This is a genomic window from Reyranella sp. (assembly GCF_965229815.1).
Taxonomy (GTDB): domain Bacteria; phylum Pseudomonadota; class Alphaproteobacteria; order Reyranellales; family Reyranellaceae; genus Reyranella.
Genome location: NZ_CBDDJN010000002.1, coordinates 385,709 through 407,722, shown reverse-complemented (window position 1 = coordinate 407,722; position 22,014 = coordinate 385,709). Strand labels below are relative to the sequence as shown.

The 22,014-nt window shown below is 69.0% G+C and carries 21 protein-coding genes; 8 read left to right on the top strand and 13 right to left on the bottom strand.

Annotated features, from left to right (window positions below; translation table 11 throughout):
• Positions 1–12: 12 nt before the first annotated feature.
• Positions 13–864: a sulfite oxidase heme-binding subunit YedZ gene (locus tag ACO073_RS02395; protein ID WP_421994892.1), complete on the bottom strand. Its 852-nt coding sequence runs from the start codon at positions 862–864 to the stop codon at positions 13–15.
• Between the two features lie 83 nt (positions 865–947).
• Complete coding sequence (locus ACO073_RS02390) at positions 948–1,625, bottom strand: hypothetical protein (RefSeq protein ID WP_421994890.1); 678 nt, start codon at positions 1,623–1,625, stop codon at positions 948–950.
• Positions 1,626–1,686: 61 nt separating this feature from the next.
• Between ACO073_RS02390 and ACO073_RS02385 the strand changes: the two genes are divergently transcribed.
• The 4 genes from ACO073_RS02385 to ACO073_RS02370 all read left to right on the top strand — a co-directional run bounded on the left by ACO073_RS02385 (position 1,687) and on the right by ACO073_RS02370 (position 7,019).
• A complete protein-coding gene (locus ACO073_RS02385; protein WP_421994888.1) occupies positions 1,687–2,871 on the top strand; it encodes a mandelate racemase/muconate lactonizing enzyme family protein in 1,185 nt (394 codons plus the stop codon).
• A gap of 26 nt (positions 2,872–2,897) precedes the next feature.
• Positions 2,898–3,536, top strand: coding sequence for an NIPSNAP family protein (locus ACO073_RS02380; RefSeq protein ID WP_421994886.1), 639 nt, complete (start codon positions 2,898–2,900; stop codon positions 3,534–3,536).
• A gap of 100 nt (positions 3,537–3,636) precedes the next feature.
• Complete coding sequence (locus ACO073_RS02375) at positions 3,637–5,982, top strand: xanthine dehydrogenase family protein molybdopterin-binding subunit (RefSeq protein WP_421994884.1); 2,346 nt, start codon at positions 3,637–3,639, stop codon at positions 5,980–5,982.
• Between the two features lie 59 nt (positions 5,983–6,041).
• Positions 6,042–7,019, top strand: a complete 978-nt coding sequence (locus ACO073_RS02370) for a quinone oxidoreductase family protein (RefSeq protein WP_421994882.1) — start codon at positions 6,042–6,044, stop codon at positions 7,017–7,019.
• 101 nt (positions 7,020–7,120) lie between these two features.
• On the opposite strand, the gene ACO073_RS02365 is transcribed toward ACO073_RS02370, so the two are convergent.
• Positions 7,121–7,702, bottom strand: a complete 582-nt coding sequence (locus tag ACO073_RS02365; protein WP_421994880.1) for a glutathione S-transferase family protein — start codon at positions 7,700–7,702, stop codon at positions 7,121–7,123.
• Between the two features lie 25 nt (positions 7,703–7,727).
• A complete protein-coding gene (locus tag ACO073_RS02360) occupies positions 7,728–9,419 on the bottom strand; it encodes an ABC transporter substrate-binding protein (protein WP_421994878.1) in 1,692 nt (563 codons plus the stop codon).
• Between the two features lie 138 nt (positions 9,420–9,557).
• On the opposite strand from ACO073_RS02360, the gene ACO073_RS02355 reads away from it, so the two are divergent.
• A complete protein-coding gene (locus ACO073_RS02355) occupies positions 9,558–10,589 on the top strand; it encodes an ABC transporter ATP-binding protein (protein ID WP_421997378.1) in 1,032 nt (343 codons plus the stop codon).
• Positions 10,586–11,605, top strand: coding sequence for an ABC transporter ATP-binding protein (locus tag ACO073_RS02350; RefSeq protein WP_421994876.1), 1,020 nt, complete (start codon positions 10,586–10,588; stop codon positions 11,603–11,605). The genes ACO073_RS02355 and ACO073_RS02350 overlap by 4 nt, the downstream gene beginning before the upstream one ends.
• A gap of 34 nt (positions 11,606–11,639) precedes the next feature.
• Here ACO073_RS02350 and ACO073_RS02345 read toward each other — a convergent pair whose 3' ends face one another.
• From ACO073_RS02345 to ACO073_RS02335, 3 genes are all read right to left on the bottom strand, one after another.
• Positions 11,640–12,533: an ABC transporter permease gene (locus ACO073_RS02345; RefSeq protein ID WP_421994874.1), complete on the bottom strand. Its 894-nt coding sequence runs from the start codon at positions 12,531–12,533 to the stop codon at positions 11,640–11,642.
• Positions 12,530–13,486 (bottom strand): ABC transporter permease, encoded by a 957-nt coding sequence (locus ACO073_RS02340; protein WP_421994872.1) that lies wholly within the window; start codon positions 13,484–13,486, stop codon positions 12,530–12,532. Before ACO073_RS02340 ends, ACO073_RS02345 begins: the two co-directional genes overlap by 4 nt.
• Before the next feature lie 93 nt (positions 13,487–13,579).
• Positions 13,580–14,044: a hypothetical protein gene (locus ACO073_RS02335; RefSeq protein WP_421994870.1), complete on the bottom strand. Its 465-nt coding sequence runs from the start codon at positions 14,042–14,044 to the stop codon at positions 13,580–13,582.
• Between the two features lie 143 nt (positions 14,045–14,187).
• Between ACO073_RS02335 and ACO073_RS02330 the strand changes: the two genes are divergently transcribed.
• Entirely contained in the window at positions 14,188–15,072 is an 885-nt protein-coding gene (locus ACO073_RS02330) for an isocitrate lyase/PEP mutase family protein (protein WP_421994868.1), read from the top strand.
• Positions 15,073–15,149: 77 nt separating this feature from the next.
• On the opposite strand, the gene ACO073_RS02325 is transcribed toward ACO073_RS02330, so the two are convergent.
• The 6 genes from ACO073_RS02325 to ACO073_RS02300 form a co-directional block, all read right to left on the bottom strand.
• Positions 15,150–16,001: a PRC-barrel domain-containing protein gene (locus tag ACO073_RS02325; RefSeq protein ID WP_421994866.1), complete on the bottom strand. Its 852-nt coding sequence runs from the start codon at positions 15,999–16,001 to the stop codon at positions 15,150–15,152.
• 107 nt (positions 16,002–16,108) lie between these two features.
• Positions 16,109–16,402: a hypothetical protein gene (locus ACO073_RS02320; RefSeq protein WP_421994864.1), complete on the bottom strand. Its 294-nt coding sequence runs from the start codon at positions 16,400–16,402 to the stop codon at positions 16,109–16,111.
• A gap of 67 nt (positions 16,403–16,469) precedes the next feature.
• Positions 16,470–17,672: an MFS transporter gene (locus ACO073_RS02315; RefSeq protein WP_421994862.1), complete on the bottom strand. Its 1,203-nt coding sequence runs from the start codon at positions 17,670–17,672 to the stop codon at positions 16,470–16,472.
• Between the two features lie 86 nt (positions 17,673–17,758).
• Positions 17,759–19,219, bottom strand: a complete 1,461-nt coding sequence (locus ACO073_RS02310; protein ID WP_421994860.1) for an MFS transporter — start codon at positions 19,217–19,219, stop codon at positions 17,759–17,761.
• Between the two features lie 8 nt (positions 19,220–19,227).
• Positions 19,228–19,482, bottom strand: coding sequence for a hypothetical protein (locus ACO073_RS02305; protein WP_421994858.1), 255 nt, complete (start codon positions 19,480–19,482; stop codon positions 19,228–19,230).
• A 69-nt stretch (positions 19,483–19,551) separates the two neighbouring features.
• Entirely contained in the window at positions 19,552–20,742 is a 1,191-nt protein-coding gene (locus ACO073_RS02300) for a hypothetical protein (RefSeq protein ID WP_421994856.1), read from the bottom strand.
• Between the two features lie 57 nt (positions 20,743–20,799).
• On the opposite strand from ACO073_RS02300, the gene ACO073_RS02295 reads away from it, so the two are divergent.
• Positions 20,800–21,990: a glycoside hydrolase family 5 protein gene (locus tag ACO073_RS02295; protein WP_421994854.1), complete on the top strand. Its 1,191-nt coding sequence runs from the start codon at positions 20,800–20,802 to the stop codon at positions 21,988–21,990.
• The last annotated feature ends 24 nt before the right edge of the window (positions 21,991–22,014 follow it).

Below are 22,014 nucleotides of genomic sequence, written 5' to 3'. Positions count from 1 at the left end.
AAACTCCTCTGGTCAGGGAGACGATATAGTCGACTGGATATAGCGCCTCGTCCAGAGCCTGTTTGCCGCCAGCGCCAGGCGCCGGAGGCCGACCGCGGCCGCGATCATTAGGGCGGCGATCAGCACCTTCTGGGCCGGCCGGAAGGCGAGGTCGGGATCGAGGTTGGCGGCCAGCACGCGCGCCGGGTCGATGCCGTTCACCAGCCAGTACCACGTCGCCTCGAAGGCCACGGTGGCGGCGGTGGCGCCGACGGCGAGAAGGGCGAGGCCCGCGAAGCTCTTCTGCAGGCGCACGGGCAGCGCCCGCCACAGCATCAGCCAGGCGAACAGGCCGGCGGCGAAGGCCGGCTCGCCGATCTTGACCTTGGACTGGATGAAGAAATGGATGAGTGCCAGGAAGGCCGCCGGGTAGACCAGCCAGTGCAGGCGTTTCCAGCCGCGCTTGAGCCGCTTCTGCCAGCCGTCGGTGGAGGTGATGGCGAGCAGGAGCAGCGCGACCAGCGCGACGAAGCCGATGGTGAGATAGAAGCGTCGCAGGATCTCCGTCGCCACGACCAGCAGGTTCCATTTCTGGTCGAGGACATAGATCAGCAGGTGGGCGAGCGCGTAGAGCGCGGCCGCCACGCCGATGCGCCGGCGCACATGCACCAGCGGCGTCCAGTCGAACAGGGCGCGCGCCGGCGTCATGGCGAGCGAAAGGAGCAGGAAGATCACGGCCCAGTCGCCGGTGGCATGGGTCGCGAGGGTGACCGGCCGCGGCTCGAGCGCTCCCGTGGCCCAGCGCCAGCCTAGCTCGAGCGCGGGCAGGCACAGCCCGACCAGCGTCACGAGGCGCAGCCAGAAGATCTTCTGCTTGGCGGTCACGGGGGGACCATAGGCGATGAGGCGCTCACCGGTCGCTCAAACTTCCGTCACCCGGCTCACGGCGCCTGCACGACCGGCGCCGGTCAGCGCTGGTTGCCGAAGAGGTACCGGTAGGTGCCGATGGTCGGCGCCGCCGTGACGCCGAACGGCTTCAGCTTCGCGAGGGAGAAGGTGAGGCGGGCCGCCGCGCCCACGGCGCCGATGTCGCTGCCCTCCAGCAGGATCACCCATTCGGCCTCGTCGGCGCGCGGGTGATCCATGCTCTTGGCCTGCAGCGGCGCATGCGCGATCTCGAGGTCGTTCTCTCCCGCCACCGCGCCCACCACGCCCGGCCGGGCGATGGCTTTGGGCAGCGCGACTTCCTGCAGCCAGGCGAGCAGCGACCGCCTGAGGTGCGGGTCGGGTGCGAAGCGCACGGCGGCGATGGCGCCGCCGACGCCGTGGGCGTGATCGGCCTGGATGCGCAGGGTCAGGCGGTTGAAGCGCGTGAACTTCGCCATGACCGCCTGGGTCCAGGGCGTCTGGTTGGCCAGCAGGGCGAGATAGCCCGGTGTCGCCAGGTCCTCGGCCGTGTCGCATTCGTAGGTCGCGAGGTACTTGGGCGAGCCGCGGACCGCGACGTAGCGGCGGCCGCGGTGGAACCCCGGCAGGTTCACGCGCTCGTCGATATGCTCGCGATTATACCATTCGTTGAAGTCGCGCTCGTCGCGGGCCTTGACCTCGCAGAACACGACCAGCATCCCCTTGCCGTGAAGCGGCATGGATTCTCCCCGCATTGGCCGGCCCTAGTCTATGCTGACGGCAAAGGGAGAGGAAACACCCATGAAAATCGCAAGAATCGACGATCTGCACTGCAATGCAGGCTGGCGCGACTTCTCGTTCCTGAAGATCACGACCGACGAGGGCCTGGTCGGCTGGTCCGAGTACAACGAGGGCTACGGCAGCGGCGGCATCACCGCCGTCATCCGCCGCATGGCCGACGGGCTGATCGGCCTCGATCCGCGGCCGATCGAGCGCATCATGGGGCGCCTGCAGGGGATCACCCGCCAGGCGCCGGGCGGCATCAACCAGCAGGCGATGGCGGCCATCGAGAACGCGCTCCTCGACGTCAAGGCCAAGGCGCTGGGCGTGCCCGTCCACGAGCTGTTCGGCGGCCCGGTGCGCGACCGGCTGCCGCTCTACTGGTCGCATTGCGGCAGCTACCGCTTCGGCCATGCCGAGGTCATGGGCGTCGAGCCCGTGCGCTCGGTCGACGACCTCGTGAAGCTCGGCCGGCACGTCAGGGAGCGCGGCTTCAAGGCGCTCAAGACCAACATCTTCCGCTTCGACGGCAACCCGCCCTACATGCACCAGCCCGGGTTCGCCCGCGGGCCGGGCTATCCCGAGCTCAACGCCGATGGTGCCACGCTGGCCGCCATCACCGACGGCCTGGCCGCGTTCCGCCAGGGCGCCGGCCCCGAGATGGGCATCCTTCTCGACAGCAACTTCAACTTCAAGACCGAGGGCTACATCAAGGTGGCACGCGCCTGCGAGCCCTTCGATCTCTTCTGGCTCGAAATCGATTCCTACGATGCCGAGGGCCTGCGGCTGATCCGCGACCGCGCGCCCATGCCGGTCGCCTCGTGCGAATCGCTGTTCGGCCGGCGCCAGTTCCGGCCGTTCTTCGAGAACCGCTCGGTCGACGTCGCCATCATCGACGTGCCGTGGAACGGCCTCCTGGAGGGCGTGAAGATTGCGGCGATGGCAGAGCCCTACGAGATCAACTGCGCGCCGCACAATTTCTACGGCCACCTGTCGACCCTGATGAGCGCCAACCTGTGCGCGGCGATTCCCAATTTCCGTATCATGGAAATCGATATCGACGATGTGCCCTGGAAGGACGATCTGGTCACGCATCCGCCGGTCATCCAGAATGGCGAGCTGATCGTGCCCACCCGGCCGGGCTGGGGTGCCGACATCAACGAAGACGCGGTGCGGGCGCATCCGCCCCGGAATCCGCATCCCTGACCCGCATCCGCGAGGGAGAGAAAGTCATGGTCTACGAACTGCGCTGCTACACGCTGGCTCCGGGCAAGATGCCGGAGTACCTGAAGGCGGCCGAGACGATCGGCCGGCCGGCGCGCGGCAACAACTACGGCGTCAACCACGGCTACTGGACGGCCGAGTTCGGCGCGCTCAACCAGATCTGGCACCTCTGGAAGTACGACAGCCTGAACGATCGCGAGCGGCTGCGCGGCGAGCTGATGAAGAACAAGGACTGGACCGAGAAGTACGTGCCGACCATCCGGCCGATGATCCAGCGCCAGGACCTGCGGGTGATGAACGCCGTGGTCGACATCCGGCCCGACGACGGCACCACCGGCAACGTCTACGAGCTGCGCATCTACCGCACGCAGATGGGCGGCGCGGCGCAGTACGGCAAGGACTTCCTCGAGGTCAAGGAAGCGCGCGAGAAGTACTCGCCGATCTGGGGCGCCTGGACCGGCGAGTTCCCGACGCCCAACGAGTGGATCCATCTCTGGCGCTACAAGAACCTGGCCGAGCGCTTCGAGGCACGCGCCGCCGCGACCAAGGACCCGGCCTGGCAGGCCTACCTCGCCAAGGGCCCGGCCAAGCTCGCCGAGATGCATTCGACCCTGCTGATCCCGACGAACTACTCGCCGCTCAAGTAACATCTGTCATCCCGAGCGAAGCGAGGGACCTTTACGGCAACACCAAAGGTCCCTCGGGCTTCGCCCTCGGGATGACATTGTGCGTTTGGAAAGGCCTGCCATGGACTCCTACGACGACACCGCGCTGGCATTGATGAAGTTCGGGGTCGGCCAGCCGGTGCCGCGCAAGGAGGATCCGACCCTGCTGCGCGGCCAGGGCCGCTACACCGACGACATCAACCTCGACGGCCAGGCCTACGCCGTGATGGTGCGCAGCCCGATCGCCCACGGGGTGCTGAAGGGCATCGACGCCGAGGCGGCGAAGAAGATGCCGGGCGTCATCGCGATCTACACCCACGCCGATCTCGACGAGGCGGGCTTCGGGCCGCTCAAGTGCGCCATGAACATCCCGCAGCGCGACGGCTCGCCGATGAAGACGCCACCCCGGCCGTCGCTGGCCAAGGGGAGGGTGCGCTATGTCGGCGAGGCGGTGGCCTGCGTCGTGGCCGAGACCGCCGTGCAGGCCAAGGATGCCGCCGAGGCGGTCGCGCTCGACATCGAGGAACTGCCCGCCGTCAGCTCGCCGGCCGAGGCGCTGGCGCCCGGCGCGCCGCAGCTCCACGACGAGGCGCCGGGCAACCTCGCGCTGGACTTCCACTACGGCGACGCCGAGGCGGTGAAGAAAGCCTTCGCCGAAGCCGCGCACGTGACGCGGCTGGAGATCGTCTCCAACCGCATCGTCGTCAATCCCATGGAGCCGCGCTCGGCGATCGGCTCGTGGGACGAGGCGGCCGGACGCTACACGCTGCATGTCGGCTGCCAGGGCGTCATGGGCATCCGCGGCGGGCTGGCGCGCGACGTGCTGAACGTCACGCCCGACAAGCTGCGGGTGCTAACCGGCAATGTCGGCGGCTCGTTCGGCATGAAGAGCCAGGTCTATCCCGAGTACGGGCCGCTGCTGCTGGCTGCCAGGCGACTCGGCCGGCCGGTGAAATGGACCGACGAGCGGTCCGAGAGCTTCCTCAGCGACCATCACGGCCGCGACCACCAGCGCGTCGCCGAGCTGGCGCTGGACCGTGACGGCCGCTTCCTCGCCGTGCGTCTCACCGGCACGGGCAATGCCGGCGCCTACATCTATCCGCCGATGCCCGCGACCACCAATGCGGTGAAGAACCTGATCGACGTCTATGCCACGCCCGCCATGGAGGTGAACTCCAGGGTGGCGTTCACCAACACCACGCCGATCGGCGCCTATCGTGGCGCCGGCCGTCCCGAGGGCAACTATTACATGGAGCGGCTGATCGACACGGCGGCGCGCGAGATGGGCATCGACCGGATCGAGCTGCGGCGCCGCAACCACATCGCGCCGTCGCAGATGCCCTACAAGGCGCCGTCGGGCATGAACTACGATTCGGGCGAGTTCGCCACCCTGCTCGACAAGGCGCTGGACGCCGCTGACTGGCAGGGCTTCGAGGCGCGGAAGCAGGACAGCCTGAGCCGCGGCAAGCTGCGCGGGCGCGGCATCGGTTCCTATCTCGAGGTGACCGGTCCGCCGGCCAAGGAATATGGCGGTATCCGCTTCGAGGCCGACGGCAAGATCACCATGCTGAGCGGCACGCTGGACTATGGCCAGGGTCATGCCACGCCGTTCGCCCAGGTGCTGGGCGAGCAGCTCGGCATCCCGTTCGAGTGCTTCCAGCTCCTGCAGGGCGACTCCGACCAGCTCAAGGTCGGCGGCGGCACCGGCGGTTCGAAGTCGGCGCTGGTCGGCAGCCAGGCCTTCCTCGAGGCCGGCGACAAGCTGATCGAGCAGGGACGGCAGATCGCTGCCCACGTGCTCGAAGCGTCGGCAGCTGACATCGAGTTCGCTGGTGGACGCTTCACCATCGCCGGCACCGACCGCGGCATCGGAATCCTGGAGCTGGCCGACAGGCTGCGCGCCGGCCTCGCGCTGCCGCCCGACGGGCCGCAGTCGCTCGACGTCAGCCACATCTCCGACAATCCGCCCTTTTCGTTCCCCAACGGCTGCCATGTCGCCGAGGTCGAGATCGACCGCGACACCGGCGTGATCGAGGTCGTGCGCTACTTCATGGCCAACGACTTCGGCACGGTCATCAATCCGATGCTGGTCGCGGGCCAGGCGCATGGCGGCGTGATGCAGGGCATCGGCCAGGCGCTGATGGAGCGCACGGTCTACGACCCGCAGGGCCAGCCGGTCGCCGGCTCGTTCATGGACTACGCCCTGCCGCGCGCCACCGACGCGCCGCCCATGTCGATCCAGAACCACTCGGTGCCCTGCAAGACCAACCGGCTGGGCGTGAAAGGCTGCGGCGAGGCCGGCTGCGCCGGCGCGCTCCCGTCGGTGATGAACGCCGTCGTCGACGCGCTCAGCGAGTTCGGCGTGACGCACATCGACATGCCGGTCACGCCGGAGAAGGTCTGGCGGGTGCTGAACGGCGCGGTGTAGCGGCTGGCCCCCGTGGCTGCGGCACAGGACTTGCGTGCCGTGTTTCGAGGAGGACCCCAATGAAAGCCGTCGTGATCCATGCCCTGGGCGGGCCCGAGCAGCTCACCCTGGCCGACATGCCCGATCCGGTGCCGGGCGCCGGCGAGGTGCTGATCGACGTGGCCTACGCCGGCTGCAACTGGGCCGACACGCAGGTGCGGCAGGGCCTCTATCCGCATCCCATGACCTATCCGATGGTGCTGGGCTTCGAGGTGTCGGGGACGGTGTCGGCACTTGGGCCGGGCGTCAGCGGGGTCAAGGTGGGCGACCGCGTCGCGACCTTTCCCGAGAAGGGCGGCGCCTATGCCGAGAAGTGCGTGGCCTCGGCGGCCGGCCTCATCAGGCTGCCCGACCCGGTCGGGCTCGATGTCGGCGCCGCCTTCCCCATCCAGGCGCTGACCGCCTATCACATGATGTGGACCGTGTACGGCGGCGTCGGTCCGGGCGACACGGTGCTGGTCAACGCGGTGGGCGGCGGCGTCGGCCTGATGTGCACCCAGCTCGCCACCCATGCCGGCGCGCGCGTCATCGGCACCACCGGCACGCCGGGCAAGGAGAAGCGTGCGCTCGACTACGGCGCGGCGCGCGTGGTCGTGACCTCGCAGGAGGATTTCGAGAAGGCGGTGCTCGACTTCACCGGCGGCCGCGGCGTCGACCTCGCGATCGATTCCTATGGCGCCACCATGCTCGACCGCACCTTCAACGTCGTGAAGAAGCTCGGCCACGTGATCAGCATCGGCGAGGCCGAGGGTCAGCCGTTCAAGAACATCCGCGAGCGCATCCTGCCGCGGTCGCAGACCTTCACGCGGCTGCATCTCGGCCATGTCGACCACGACCTGCCGCAGTGGCAGGCCGGCATCGACCATGTCGTGGGCGCCATCGCCGACGGCTGGCTCAGGGTGCCGATCGAGGGTGTCTTTCCGCTGGCCGAGGCCGCCGAGATGCACCGCCGCCTCGAGGGCCGGCACGTCGCGGGCAAGCTGCTGCTGAAGGCGTGAGGCACGCTGTCTCTACGGCAATGCTGTCATCCCGAGCGTAGCGAGGGACCTTTCCTGTTGCCCGAAAGGCCCCTCGCTGCGCTCGGGGTGACAGGGGGCGCCTACCGCGGCAGCGCGTAGCCGATCTTCTCCTCGATCTCGATCGTCTTGCGCACCGCCGGCCGGGCCATCATGCGGTCGTAGTGCGCCTCGATGTTGGGGAAGTCGCCGGGCTTGGGCTCGAGCGAGCCGCGGAAGCGCCAGAACAGCCGGAAGAGATGGATGTCGGCGATCGAATACTGGCCGGCGATCCACTCGCGGGGACCGAGCTTGCGGTCGGCGACCCTGTAGACTTCGCGGGCATGGTCCAGCCCCTCGCGTCGCGCCGGGTGGATCGTCGAGGCGATGTAGGACATCCAGGACACGACCTGCGCCTCGGCTTCCGGATCGTCGACCGGCAGCAGGTTCGCGGCCGGGAAGGCGCGCGCCAGATAGAACAGGATGCCGGCGACCTCCGTCAGCGGCCGGCCGTCGACCAGCAGGACCGGCACCTTGCCGACCGGGTTGATCGCCAGGAATTCCGGCGTCCTCGTATCCTTGGCGGCCAACGACAACGGGCGCGGCTCGAAGGCCGCGCCCGTCTCGTGCAGCGCGATGTGCGGCGCCATCGAGCTCGAACCGGGGGCGAAGTAGAAGGTCAGCATCCCCGGTTGATGGCGCGGCCGGCCGTTACTTGTCCAGCCAGAACGTGTCGAGACGCACCACGTCGTAGATGCCGAAATAGTCGTTCGGCCGATGGCCCTTCACGTAATTGTACCAGCCGTCGTTGATCTTCTCCCACGACATCGGCAGCAGCGGGGGATCCTCCTCCATGATCATCTCGGCCTGGCGGATCAGCGCCAGGCGCTTCTTCGGATCGACCTCGCCGTCGATTCCCGGCAGCAGCGCGGCGAACTTGGCATTGTCCCATTGCGAATAGTTCTGCGGCCCGCCCTTCTTGTACCAGGCGTTGAAGTAGTCGCTGGGATCGATCAGCGTCGACACGATGGCGCCGATCGCGAGATCGAACTTGCCGGTGCGCACGTCGTCGAACCACACCGATTCGACGGCGGTGCGGATGTTGGACTGCACGTTCAGGGTCTGCTGCAGCATGGCCTGGATGGCCTGCGACCACAGCTTGAACGAGGCGACCTCGCGCACGAGGTAGTCGAGGCCCTGGATGCCCTTCTCGTAGCCCGCGGCCTTCATCAGCGCCTTGGCTTCCTGAATCGAGGCGGTCGGGTCGGCCTGGTAGCCCAGGCGCTTGCTGAGCTCGGGCAGCGGCGTGGCGAAGTCGGAGAACGGGTAGATGAACCCGCCCACCATCATCGGCGCGATGTCCTTCACGACGTCGACCAGCACCGGCTTGTCGAGCACCAGGTGGAAGGCGCGGCGCACCCGCGGATCGTCCATCGGCTTCTTCGTGTTGTTCATCCAGGTCGCCTGGATGACCGACTGGTAGAAGTCGGTGCCCGACATGCCCGGGGTCGACTTGACCTTGCGCTGCGAGACCGGGTCGAGCAGGCGGGCATAGTCGACGCGGCCCGACAGCAGGGCCGAGCCCAGCTCGGGCGAGAACGGCAGGGCGTGATAGAACTCGACGCCGTCGAGATAGGGCAGGCCCTTGTTCCAGTAGTTGGCGTTCTTCTCCATCACCCAGACTTCGTTCTCGACGCGGCGCTTGCTCTTGAACGGTCCGGTGCCGGGAATGTCGACGACGCGGCGCAGGTTGTACTGGTTGTCCTCGAGCGTCTTCTTGCGGACGATGCCGTTCCAGCCGCTGGCGATGGCGCCCATGATGAAGTCGGGCGGCCGCGGCGCCGACAGCTTGAACTGCACCGTGTACTTGTCGGGCGCGGTGATCTCGCTCACCGCGGCGAACAGCGTGCTGCGCGGGATTGAGATGCCCTGCGGCGGCTTGGCGATACGGTCGAACGTCGCCTTGACGTCCTCCGAGGTGAGCTCGGCGCCGTCGTGGAACTGCACGTCCTTGCGCAGGTGGAAGGTGTAGGTCTTGCCGTCCTTGGCGATCTCCCAGCTATGCGCCAGGTCGGGGATGATGGTCTTGCCCGAATCGCGCGGATCGCGGCGCACCAGGTTGTCGAACATGCAGCCCTGGCTGCCCAGGCTGTTGATGGTGCCCGACTGGTGGAAGTCGAAGTGCGGCGGACGCATGGTGATGCCGTACTTCAACACGCCGCCGGACTTGGGATTGGGCTCCGGCGCCTTCAGCTGGAACTTGGAGCCGTCGAACTCGTTGGGCACGCCCTGGGCCATAAGCTGCCATGGCATGCCGGCCACGGCGGCGCCGAGCGCCGCCGAACCACCCTTGATGAACTTACGACGATTTACGCGGGAACGCTGGGACACGTGGTCTTTCATGGCGTTTCCTCCCGATTGGCCTTTTCCTTATCGAGCACTGTGTGCTCTGATGGATGGCCTTTACTTCCCCGTAAGGCCAAAACTACACGACAACGCACAGGGAGTCTCGCCTTGAATCCTCGCCAGCACGCTCTGCGTGTGGTCGGTGAGCCGGCGGCGGCGCCGGCCCGGACGGTTCTCGAAATCGACGACCTGCAGACCCATTTCTTCACCGCCATCGGCACGGTGCGCGCCGTCGACGGCGTGTCCTACGCGCTGGCCAGCGGCGAGACGCTGGGCGTCGTCGGCGAATCGGGCTGCGGCAAGAGCGTGACCGCGCTGTCGATCCTGCGCCTGGTGGCGAACCCGCCCGGCCGCATCGTCGGCGGCGCCATCCGCTTCGAGGGCAGGAACCTGCTCGACCTTCCCGAGCCCGAGATGGAGGCGATCCGCGGCAACGCCATCTCGATGATCTTCCAGGAGCCGATGACCTCGCTCAACCCGCTCTACACGGTGGGCAAGCAGATCGCCGAAGCGGTGGCGCTGCACCAGGGCCTGTCGAAGCGCGCGTCGATGGACAAGGCGGTCGAGATGCTGCGCCGCGTCTACATCCCCGAGCCGGAGAAGCGCGTGCACGCCTATCCGCACCAGATGTCGGGCGGCATGCGCCAGCGCGTGATGATCGCCATGGCGCTGTCGTGCAATCCGAAGGTGCTGATCGCCGATGAGCCGACGACCGCCCTCGACGTCACCATCCAGGCGCAGATCCTCGACCTGATAAAAGAGCTTCAGGAGACGTTCGGCACGGCGATCATCCTGATCACCCACGACATGGGCGTGGTCGCCGAGAATGCCGACCGGGTCGTGGTGATGTATGCCGGCCGCAAGGTCGAGGAGGCTCCCGCGGCGGAACTGTTCGACCGGCCGGGCCATCCCTACACGCGCGGTCTCCTGGGCTCGATCCCGCAGATCGACGCCGCCGCCCGCAGCGACGCCCGCCGGCCGCGGCTGAACGAGATCAAGGGCATGGTGCCGTCGCTGTTCAACCTGCCGCAGGGATGCAGCTTCGCCGACCGCTGCTCCTTCGCCACCGACCATTGCCGCGCCGAGTCGCCGCCGCTCGCGCAGCACCGTCCCGACCACTGGATCGCCTGCTGGCACGCCGACCGCCTGCTGCGGGGCGACGCATGACGGGCGCGGCATCCGAGGCCCCCCTGCTCGCGGTGGACGGCCTCAAGAAGCACTTCCCGATCCACCAGGGCGTGTTCGGCCGCGTCGCCGGCCATGTCCACGCGGTCGACGGCGTGTCCTTCGCGATCCGCCGCGGCGAGACGCTCGGCCTGGTGGGCGAGAGCGGCTGCGGCAAGTCGACGGTCGGCCGCACGCTGCTGCGCCTGCTCGAGCCGACCGGCGGCACGATCGCGGTCGAGGGCGAGGACATCACCCATCTCGGACGCGAGCAGCTGCTGCCCTACCGGCGGCGCATGCAGATGATCTACCAGGATCCCTACGCGTCGCTGAACCCGCGCATGTCGGCCGGCGAGATCGTGGGCGAGCCGCTGATCATCCACGGCATCGGCACGCCGGCCGAACGCCGCGAGCGCGTGGCGGCCCTGTTCGACCGGGTCGGGCTGCGGCCCGAGGCGGTGAACGCCTATCCCCACGAATTCTCCGGCGGCCAGCGCCAGCGCATCGGCATCGCCCGTGCGCTCGCTCTCAATCCCGACCTGATCGTCGGCGACGAGCCGGTGTCGGCGCTCGACGTATCGATCCAGGCCCAGATCCTGAACCTGCTGATGGAACTGCAGGACGAGCTCGGCCTTTCCTATCTGTTCGTCGCCCACGACCTCGCCGTGGTCGAGCACATCAGCCACCGGGTCGCGGTCATGTATCTCGGCCGCATCGTCGAGACGACCGACAAGCGCAGCCTGTTCGAGATGCCGCTGCATCCCTACACCGAGGCGCTGCTGTCGGCCGTGCCGATCGCCAGGGCGAGCGCGCGCGGCCGCAAGCGCGTGATCCTGACCGGCGACGTGCCGAGCCCGATCAACCCGCCGCCCGGCTGCCACTTCCACGCCCGCTGCCCCTACGCCATGCCGCGCTGCCGCACCGACGTGCCGGCGCTGCGCGAGATCCAGCCGGGGCACCTCGCGTCGTGCCACCTCCACGACGACGGCGTGAAGTTCCCGCTGGGCGCGGCGGCCTGAGAGGGAATACGGCGACCGAAGGACTTCGACGGCGCTACAACGACCCGCGCAGCCTGGGATCGAGCATGTCGCGGATTCCGTCGCCCAGCAGGTTGAAGGCGAGCACGGTCAGGGTGATGGCGGCTCCGGGGAACAGCACCAGCCACCAGGGCGGCACCAGGCCGGCGTTCAGCGAATCGGCCAGCATGTTGCCCCAGGTCGGGGTCGGCGGCGGGATGCCGACGCCGAGGAAGCCCAGCGACGCCTCGATGATGATGGCGACGCCGAGATGGGTGGTCGCCAGGATCAGGTAGGGCGCCACGCATTGCGGCAGGATGTGTCGGAACATCAGGCGCTGGTGCGAGGCGCCCAGACCGCGCGCCGCCTCGACATACTGCATCTCCTTGAGCGACAGCACGACGGAGCGGATGACGCGGCCGCCGAACGGGATGCGCGTGACGGCGATGGCGACGATCACCGTCGTGATGCCGCCGCCCAGCGCCATGGCGATGGCCATGGCCAGGATGAGGTCGGGGAAGGACTGCAGGAACTCGATCAGCCGCTGGCTCACCATGTCGAAGCGGCCGCCGAAATAGCCGCAGGCGAGCCCCCACAGCGCGCCGAGCGTCGTGCCGAAGATGACGGCGCCCAGCGCCACCGTGAGCGAGGTGCGGCTGCCGTAGATCACGCGGCTCAGCGTGTCGCGGCCGATCTGGTCGGTGCCGAACCAGTGCTTCTCGTCGGGCGGCTTCTGCATGGCGCGGAAGTCGGATTTCAGCGGCGGATAGGGCGCGATCACCGGCGCCGCCACGGCCATGGCCACGATCAGCGCCGCCACCACGCCCCAGAAGGCCGAGAGCGGCGAGCGGCGAAAGAAGCGGCCGACGGCGCCCAGCACCGTGCGCAGGCGCGACGGCGGGGCCGGCAGGGCGGTGGTGATGGTCGTCATCGGTAGCGGATCCTCGGATCGAGCAGGGCGATGGTGACGTCGACCACGATGTTCAGCACGACGAACACCATGGCGTAGAGGAAGACCAGGTTCTGCATCACGAAGACGTCCCGCTCGCTGACCGCGGTGAACATCGCGAAGCCCAGGCCGGGCGTGCCGAAGGCCCGCTCGACGGGGATCGACCCGGCCAGCACCAGTCCCAGCAGCACGCCCGACAGGGTGATGACCGGCAGCAGCGCGTTGGGCAGGGCATGCAACGCGATGACCAGCCGGCTGTTCAGGCCCTTGGCCCGCGCCGTCCGGACATAGTCCTCGCGCACCACCTCGAGCAGGCTGGAGCGGCCCATGCGGGCGATGTAGGCGGCCTGGCCCAGTCCCAGCACGATGGCGGGGCCGATCACGAGTTCGAGGTTGGCCAACGGGTCGTCGAAGAAGCCGACGCCGGCCATCGGCGCGCGGTAGCCGAACCAGAAGAGCAGCGCCAGCACGATCAGCATGCCGACCCAGAAGCCGGGCACGGCGATGAACAGGATGCTGACGAAGCGCGCCGCGCTGTCGGCCAGCGTGTTGGGCTTCAGCGCGCTCACGATCGCCACCGGGATGCCGACCAGCCAGGACAGCACCACCGAGAGGATGGCGATCTCGGCCGTGAGCGGCCCGCGGCGCAGGATCATGTCGGCCACGCTCTCGGACCGGAAGAACGAGTGGCCGAAATCGCCGTTCGCGATGTCCTTCACCCAGTTGACGTACTGGATCCACAGCGGGTCGCTGAGACCGAGCTCCTTCATGTAGTTGGCACGCTGCTCCTCGGTGAGCTTGATGAAGCCCTCCGGTCCGAACAGGGCGACCAGCGGATCGCCCGGCAGAATGCGCATCACGATGAAGACCATGACCGACACGCCGACGACGGTCAGCGCGCCGAACATGAGCCTGCGCGCGATGTAGCTGTACATGGCGCCTCCCTGGATCGGCCTTTGCGGCCTGTGGTTGCGGTCATCATAGGGCCGGTCCGGGGGGCGAAGCGACTCCTATGAGGGCGGAGGCGGCTATTCGATCTGGGCGACGCCGCTTTCGCGGCAGAGCGACAGGACCTCGGCGCGGGAGCGGGGCAGGCTGCCGATGCCGACCACGACGAACTCCGGATCGCCGGGCGTGCCCAGCATCACGCCGATGAAAGGCGCCAGCGCGGCCGTGGCGCCCGCGCTCGTGCGGCCGGCCACGAGGCCGCAGATCGTGACGATGCCGCGGGTGTTGCGGGCGCCGCGCATCGTGCCGAACGTCGCGGAGGAGGGTTCCTTCATCCACTGCGAAACGCCCACCACGACGGCTTCCTGCTGCAGCGGGTCGAGGCCCACGGGCACGCCGGCCTCGATCGGTGCGTCGGCCGGCAGGTGGGCATAGGGCCAGGGCAGCACGACGCCATGGTGCGCGACGTCGACGGGAGCGGCAGTGACGCAACCGGCGAGCGCCATCGCGATCGCGCAGGCAATACCCCCCTTCCTGCCGTCCATGGACGTCCCCCAGCCGCATCCAGCCCCTCCAAGGTAGGCTCGTGCGGGCGCGGCGTCGACCGTTCCGATGCCGCGCCCGCGAGCCTCCTGCCGCGGCGTCGGTCTGCTATCGTACGCGATCGAACCGATCGGAGGAGATGTCCATGAACGCCCCAGTTGCCGCCGCCGCGAGCGCGCCGGACCGCCTGCGCGCCCTGCTGGCGAAGCCCGGCTTCGTCGTCATGCCGGCCGTCCATGACGGGCTGACGGCCAAGCTCAGTGCCGCAGCCGGTTTCGAATCGGCCTTCCTCTCGGGTTCGTGCGTGGCTGCCGCCCGGCTCGGCGGGCCCGACCTCGATCTCCTGTCGTTCGGCGAGATGTTCGATTCCTTCCAGATGGTGCGCGGCGCGGCGCCCGACCTGCTGGTGCTGGCCGACGGCGACCACGGCTACGGCAACGCCATGAACGTGCAGCGCACCGTCCGCGCCTATGGCCGGGCCGGCGCCGCCGCCGTCCTGATCGAGGACAAGATCACGCCGCGCGCACTCACGTCCGCCGGCAAGCCCTGCCTGCCGCGCGAGGAGGCACGCATGAAGATCCGCGCCGCCGTCGAGGCCGCGAAGGACTCAGGGATCCTGGTGCTGGCGCGGACCGACTGCCGGCCGACGCAGGGGATCGACGAGGCGGTGGCGCGCATCGAGATGTACGTCGAGGAGGGGGCCGACATCCTGTTCCTCGATTCGCCGGCCGACGACGGCGAGATCGGGCGTGCCGTCGCCGCTGCGGCAGGGCGCCCGTCCTTCGTCGTCCTGTCGCCGGGGGCGCCGCGGGCCACGCCATCCCAGAAGGAGGCGGCGACGCTCGGCTTCAAGATCGGCACCTTCCCGACGGGACTCTTGTCGCCGGCGGTCGCCGGCATGCAGGCGGGCCTGGCGGCGCTCAAGGCCGGCCAGTCGGAGGCCGCGTCCGCCATGGCCCCGCCGGAGCTGCGGACCCTGCTGGGCTATGCCGACTACGATGCGCAGGCCAAGCCCTTCATCGTGCGCTGACGCCGGGATAAGGCGCAAAAGCAGGACGGGCACCCTTTCGGGTGCCCGTCCGCTTGGCCTTCCGATCTTTCCGAGGATCAGCCGCCGGTCTTGGTCACCGGTTCACGGCGCTCGTACTTGTAGTCCGGCATCGCCTTCAGCGAGTCCTTGGTCCAGTTCGTCATGACGACGATGTCCTTGTCGTCGCGCGAGAACTTCACGTCGTTCCACTTCACGGCGACGTTCTTGGTGCCCATGCCCAGGAACCCGCCGACCGAGACGACGATCTCCTTGATGGCGCCGTCCTTGCCGACATAGACGTCCTCAATCTCGCCGACCGTCTCGTTGTTCTGGTTCTTCACGTTGGTGCCGATGAGGGCGTCGGCCGACATGTCACCATTCGCATTGAAGTCGCCGGTCGAGGTGGTCGCGCGGGCCGGCACGTTCTTGTCGTTGCTCGCCATGCGGTCGGCGGCGCGGTCCTTGCGCATCGCCTCGTCCCGCTTGTACGGGCCGGTGTCGGTGAAGACCTGGCCACGATAGGATTCGTCGGTGTACTTGTACGCCGGCTGGGCCTTCAGCTCGTCCTTGGTCATGTTGACCATGACATGCTCGCCCTTGTCGGAGATTTTGAGCTCGGACCAGGCGATGCGGACCTCGCGGTCGCCGATGCCGAGGAAGCCGCCGACGCTGGCGATGACGCTGTCGACCTTGCCGTCCTTGCCGATATAGATCGACTTGATCTCGCCGATCGTCTCGTCCTTGGTGTTCTTGATGTTGCGGCCGATCAGCTTGCTGGCGTCGGCCGAAGCGGCGGACGGTATCGTCGCCTGGGCAGGCGCCGTGGCGGCCGGCGGGGTCGCGGCCTGCTGCGGATTCTTGGCCGTCTGGGCGTAGGCGCCGGCGGCGCCGCAGGTGATGAAGGTGGCGAGCACGATGTGCTTGAGCATGTGAGGACTCCCTCTCTCTCGATGTTGGTCGTACCCGGCTAACGACACCCCTCCCGGGGCGTTGCGCCGAAAATTCCGAAAAAAGACCTTGAACAGGCCTCGGCGAATCACCGCTTGGGCGGCGGCGTCACCGGCCGGACAACGGGTGGGGGCATCGTCACCGGCGGCTTTTCGCTGATCAGCACCTCTTCGTCCTGTCTCGGCAGGCCCGGCATCGGCGTGATCGCCTGGTTGCGGGAATTCGGTCCGACGGTGGCGCCGGTTCCGCCGACGACGGCGGGCCCCGATTCGTGCAGTCGTGACGCTTCGATGTTGGCGCTTGTGGTCGGCGCCTGAGCGCCGGCCGGAACGTGGAAGAGCGGGGCGGAAACGAGCGCCGCCGCGGCGAGAATGTGACGCATGCAGGAACCTCCGGTTTTGCCATGACAACCCGCGAGTGCGGGCGACGTTGCGCCGCGGAGAACGGGATCAGGAAGAACGGTGCCGCAGCCAGGCCGCCAGAGCCGCCGTGCACGCGAGGCCGGTCGCCGCCATGGCGAGAATGGCGGCGCGTGGTCCCCATTCGGCCGCCAGCGCGCCCGCCGTCAGCACGCCGAGCGGCCCGGTGCCGATGCCGACCGTCACCAGGCCCATCAGGCGCGAGCGCATCTCGGGCGGCGCCTCGGTCAGCATCAGCGTCGTCTGCATGTTGGAGAAGCCTGCCGTCCCCAGGCCGCCCAGCACCAGGAGGGCGAAGGCGAGCCAGTAGGACGGCGACAGCGCCATCGCCACCAGGGCCGCCATGAACAGCGCCGCGCCGCCGGCGAAGGCCAGCCGGCGGTCCATGCGCAGCAGGCCGGCCGCGATCAGCGTGCCGCCGGTGAAGGCGCCGAGGGGCTCGCCGGCGGCCAGCAGGCCGACCAGCGCCGGGCTCACGTGGAAGGTGCCGATGCCGAGCGGCGCCACCAGGCCGGAGTAGGCGAAGGCGAAGAAATTGGTGAAGACCGTGATGCCGTAGACCAGCAGCAGGGTCGGCTGGCGGCGGGCGAAGGCCACGCCTTCGGCGATCTCGGCCGGGATTCGCACCAGGTCGAGCCGCCGCACGATCTGCGGATGGACCAGGGCGGCCAGCGCGAAGGCGCCGCCGAACTGGACCAGGGCGGTGACGGTGTAGACGCCGCGCATGCCCAGCCACTGGAAGACGATGCCGCCCAGCAGCGGGCCGATCATGCGCGTGGCGGCATTGGTCGCCGAATCGAGGGCGATGGCCGGCACGATGCGGTGCGGGCCCGCGACCTCGCCCACCATGCGCCGGCGGGTCGGCATCTCGGTCGCCCACATCGTGCCGGAGACGAGGTTGCCCAGCGCCACGTGCCAGAGCTGGAGCGCGTCGGCCGTGGCCAGCGTGGCGAGCAGGGTCGAGACCGCGGCCGGCACGACCAGCGCCAGCATCACCATGGTCTTGCGGTTCACCGCCTCCGAGACCGCGCCGGCAAAGGCGCCGAACAGGAGCTGGGGGATCTGCCGCGCCGCGACGACGGCGGTCGCCGCCAGGGCCGACTCGGTCACCGCATAGGCGAACAGGCCCGAGGCCAGCAGCTCCAGCCAGCGCATGGCATTGGCGAAGGCGCCCACCAGCCATAGCCGGAGGAAGTCCGGCGTCCTGAGCAGTTCCCCGATCGGCCCGTTCATTGGGGCAGACCCTAGAGCACAATCCGCCCGGCCGGAATCGGCGGAGCGGCATGCGCCCCTTGCAGGAAGCGGGGTCGCGGCGTCGGCTACTGGCCGATCTTCTCCAGGCTGACGCCGGCCGTCTCGATGCGGAACCGCCAGGTCAGCCACGCGCCCAGCAGCGAGGTCGCGATCAGCGTGGCGAGCAGCGCGTCCATGCCGACGTCGGCCAGCACGACGGGGAACAGGAAGGCCGTCAGCACCGCGCCGGCCTTGGCGAAGGAGGCGGCGAAGCCCGCGCCCTTGCCGCGGATGCGGGTCGGGAAGACCTCGCCCGCCAGCAGGTAGGTCTGCGCGTTGGGGCCGATGTTGGTCATGAAGTTGAACAGCATGAAGCCGCCGAACAGCAGGAAGCTCCGCGTCGGCTCGGCTGCGTGGACCGACAGCGCCGCCAGGGCGAGGCCGACGGCGCAGCCGATGAATCCCAGGATCTGCAGGCGGATGCGGCCGACGCGGTCGGCCAGCAGCACGGCGCCGATGATGCCCACGATCAGCAGCGTGTCGAGCAGGGCCGCGCCCTTGGCCGCCAGCAGGTCGCGTTCGATGAGGGCGGTGAGGTTGTGCGGCTGGCCGATCTCGTGGCCGATCGAGCGGGCGATGATGGTCGGCGTGAAGATGCCGATCCCGTAGGTGCCGAGGTCCTGCAGGAACCACGGCACGGCGGCCAGGATGGTGGCGCGGCGAACCGGCAGCCGGAACAGCTCGGTCCAGCCGCCGACCCGGCGCCCGGTGCGGGACGGCGAAGCCGTTGCCGGCCCGCTCAGCCGGATGCGCTTGGGATAGGGCGGCACGCGGGCCAGCAGGCGCGCCACCTCGCTCTCGGCCTCCGCCTGCCGGCCCTGGCTCATCAGCCAGTGGCCGCTGTCGCTGATCGTGAGGCGGGCGAGCGTGACCAGGATCGCCGGCACGATGGCGGTCGCGTACATCCACCGCCAGGCGCTGATCTCGGGCAGGTTGGCGAGGATGAGATAGCCCACCCCGGTGCCCACCAGCGCGCCCACGGCCTGGAACGCGAAGGCGCTCAGCACCAGGCGCCCACGGTCCTTGGTCGCGATGCTCTCCGAGATGATCATGTGGGCAGTGGGATAGTCGCAGCCCAGCGCCAGCCCGACGCCGAACAGGAAGACCAGCATCCAGGGCAGGCTGGGACTCCAGGCCAGCCCGCACAGGAAAAGGGCAAAGACCGCCATCTCGACCACGAACATGCGGCGCCGTCCGTAGGTGTCGGCCATGCCGCCGAGCGCCGTCGCGCCGACCATGATGCCGGCCAGCGTGGCGGCGCCGACCAGGCCCTTGCCGGCCGGCGTGAGGCCGAAGTCCTGGACCACCAGGGGCAGGGCCACGCCCGTCATGAAGACGATCAGCCCCTCGAAGAACTTGCCGGCCGAGGCCAGCACCCAGATGCGCCACTGCATCCGGGTCATGGGAATGAACACGGTCGGCGTTCCGTCCGGCCAGAACGGCGTCTGGTCGATGTAGCTCTGGACGGTCCGCGGCTGTTCGGTCATGTCACTGCTCACTGGAACGAAAAGAAATATCCGAGGAAACACTCGGTGCCCCGGCCGGCACGTCCGAGCCGATCCTGGCGAGGCTGGAAGGCGCGCTCGCCGAGGCGATGAAGTAGCCGGAGATCCAGAAGCGCTGGGCCGACGATCTCGGCCTCGACATGCCGCCGCCGGGACGCGCCGGCTTCGCGGAATTCCTCGCCGAGGACCGCAAATTGTGGGCGCCCGTCGTCAAGGCGTCGGGCGTGAAGCTGCAGTGATGCCATGATTTCCCCGGCCGGACCTTGGCGCACGTGCGTTACAGCCACGCTGCGGCGCGGGCGGGAACAGGAGGCCTACAGGAGCTGGCGCAGCACGGCGAGCACGACCAGCGCGCCGACGGCCATGACCACGCTGCCCAGCGAGATCACGTAGAGGGCGCGTCCCGGCGACAGGCGGGCGACCGCGGCGGCGATCCAGAAGAACGGGTCGTTGACGTGGCAGACGGCGATCGAGCCGGCGCCCACCGCGGCGGCGGCGAGCGCGCGCCCGGTGGCGCTGTCGAGCCCGAGTGCCGGCAGCATCGGCTCGACCATGCCCGAGGCGGTGAGGACGGCGGTGAGCGTGTTGCCCTGCATCGTCTTCACGATGGCCGCCGCCAGGAACGGGGTCAGGATGCCGTAGCGCGGCTGCAGCGCATGCTCGGCCAGGAGCTCGGCCATGCCGGTCTCGTCGAACACCCGCGACAGGCCGCCGGCCGCGCCCACGGCCAGCAGCAGAGGCGCCCAGCTGCGTCCGGCCAGCGACGAGGGCTGCCAGCGCCCGGCGAAAAGGACAGCCAGCGTGATGGCGATGGTGGCGAGCATCAGCGGCTTGGAAAGACCGATATAGAATTCGCGGGCGCCGCCCTTGCCGAGCGGCTCGCTCGGCATCTGCGCCACCGCCTGGAGGACCAGCAGGAGGACCGGGATCAGCACGGCGAGCCAGGCCCAGCCCAGCCGGCCGGGCACGTCGCTGCTCGGCACCTGGCGGGCGACGTGCCACCAGCCGAGCACGACGGCCGACGCGACGGCGGGCAGCGCGACGGCCAGCGCCGTGCGGATGTCGGCCTTCATCACCGAGGCCGCGGCGACGGCGAGCGGCGAGGGTGCGACGAGGGACGCCACGGCCAGCAGCGTCAGGGCGAGACCGAGCGCCCGCCGCGGCGCTTCCTGGCCGGCCGCCTGCAGCAGGGCGAGGCCGCCCGCCGCCGATTGTCCGAGCCCGGCCAGCGCGCCGGCCGCCGCCGACAGGCCGGTGCCGAGCGGCGCCCGCAGGGCCGCGGCCTCGGCGAGCGCGCCCGCGATGACCAGAAGCCCGACCTGCTCGAGCGCGGTGGCGAAGCCCTGGCCGAAGGCCTTGCCGACCGACTGGAAGGTCATGTCGGCGGCGATGCCGTAGACCACCACCGTGGCCATGATCGCCAGGAAGACGGGAAGGCGGAGACGCTGGACCAGCAGCACGATCGCCAGCACCGCGATCGGCAGGAGAAGCGAGGCAAGAAGCATGCGGACCGGACCTTAACGCGGTTGAAGGCGTTGTCACGCCGGGCGATGCTCGTGGCGATGATGCGCGTCCTCTTGTCCCTGCTGCTCCTGGTCGGGCTGGCCGTGCCGGCAGCCGCCGGCGGCCTGGTGCGAACCGAGGGCCAGTCGTTCGTCGAGCCCGACGGCCGCACGCTGCACATCAAGGGCATCAGCCTCGGCAACTGGCTGATGCCCGAGGGCTACATGTTCAAGTTCGAGGTCGCCAAGGCGCCGCGCCAGATCTACGGCGCGTTCGACCGCCTGCTCGGCCCCGCGCGTGCAGCCGCGTTCTGGCGGCAGTTCCGCGACACCTACATCACGGCCGACGACATCCGGTTCATCAAGTCGGTGGGCTTCAACACCGTGCGCATTCCGCTGCACTGGCGCCTCTTCATGGGCGAGGACGGCACCGTCGGCGGCGAGGGCTGGTACCTGCTCGACCGCGTGCTGGGCTGGGTGAGGGAGGCCGGCCTCTACGCCATCGTCGACCTGCACGCCGCGCCTGGCGGGCAGACCGGCATCAATCACGATGACGGGCCGGGCTACCCGCTGATGTTCTACGTGCCGCGCCACCGCAACCTCACGGTCAAGCTGTGGCGCGCCATCGCCTTCCGCTACGCCGGCAACCCGGTGATCCTGGGCTACGACATCCTGAACGAGCCGATCGCGCCCTATCACGACGTGGCGACGCTCAATCCCCGCCTCGAGCCCTTCTACAAGGAGGTCACGGCGGCGATCCGCGAGGTCGATCCCGGACGCGTGGTGATCCTGGCCGCCGGCCAGTGGAGCTCGAGCTTCGACATGTTCGGCCCGCCCTTCGCCGACAACCTCGCCTACACGTACCATTCGTTCTGGGCCAGCACGCGGCGCGATTCGATCCAGCGCCATCTCAACTTCGCCAACCGCTACGACGTGCCGCTGTTTCTGGGCGAGACCGGCGAGCTGACCGACGAATGGAACGCGCGCTTCCGGCGCCTGCACGAGGAGCACGACATCGGCTGGTCGTTCTGGACCTACAAGAACCTCGACACGCAATCGACGATCGTGTCGATCCCGCGGCCCGAGGGCTGGAACGAGATCGTGGCCTTCGCCGACGGCAAGCGGGCCGACCGTCCCGACGCGGCGCTGGTCGACCGCGCCATCGCCCAGTACCTCGACGGCATCCGCTTCCGGAACGGTGTGGTGCGCTGGAGCTATCTCGACTCGCTGGGGCTCAAGGGCTCGCCCTGACGGTCGCGCCCCGTGCGAGATCCT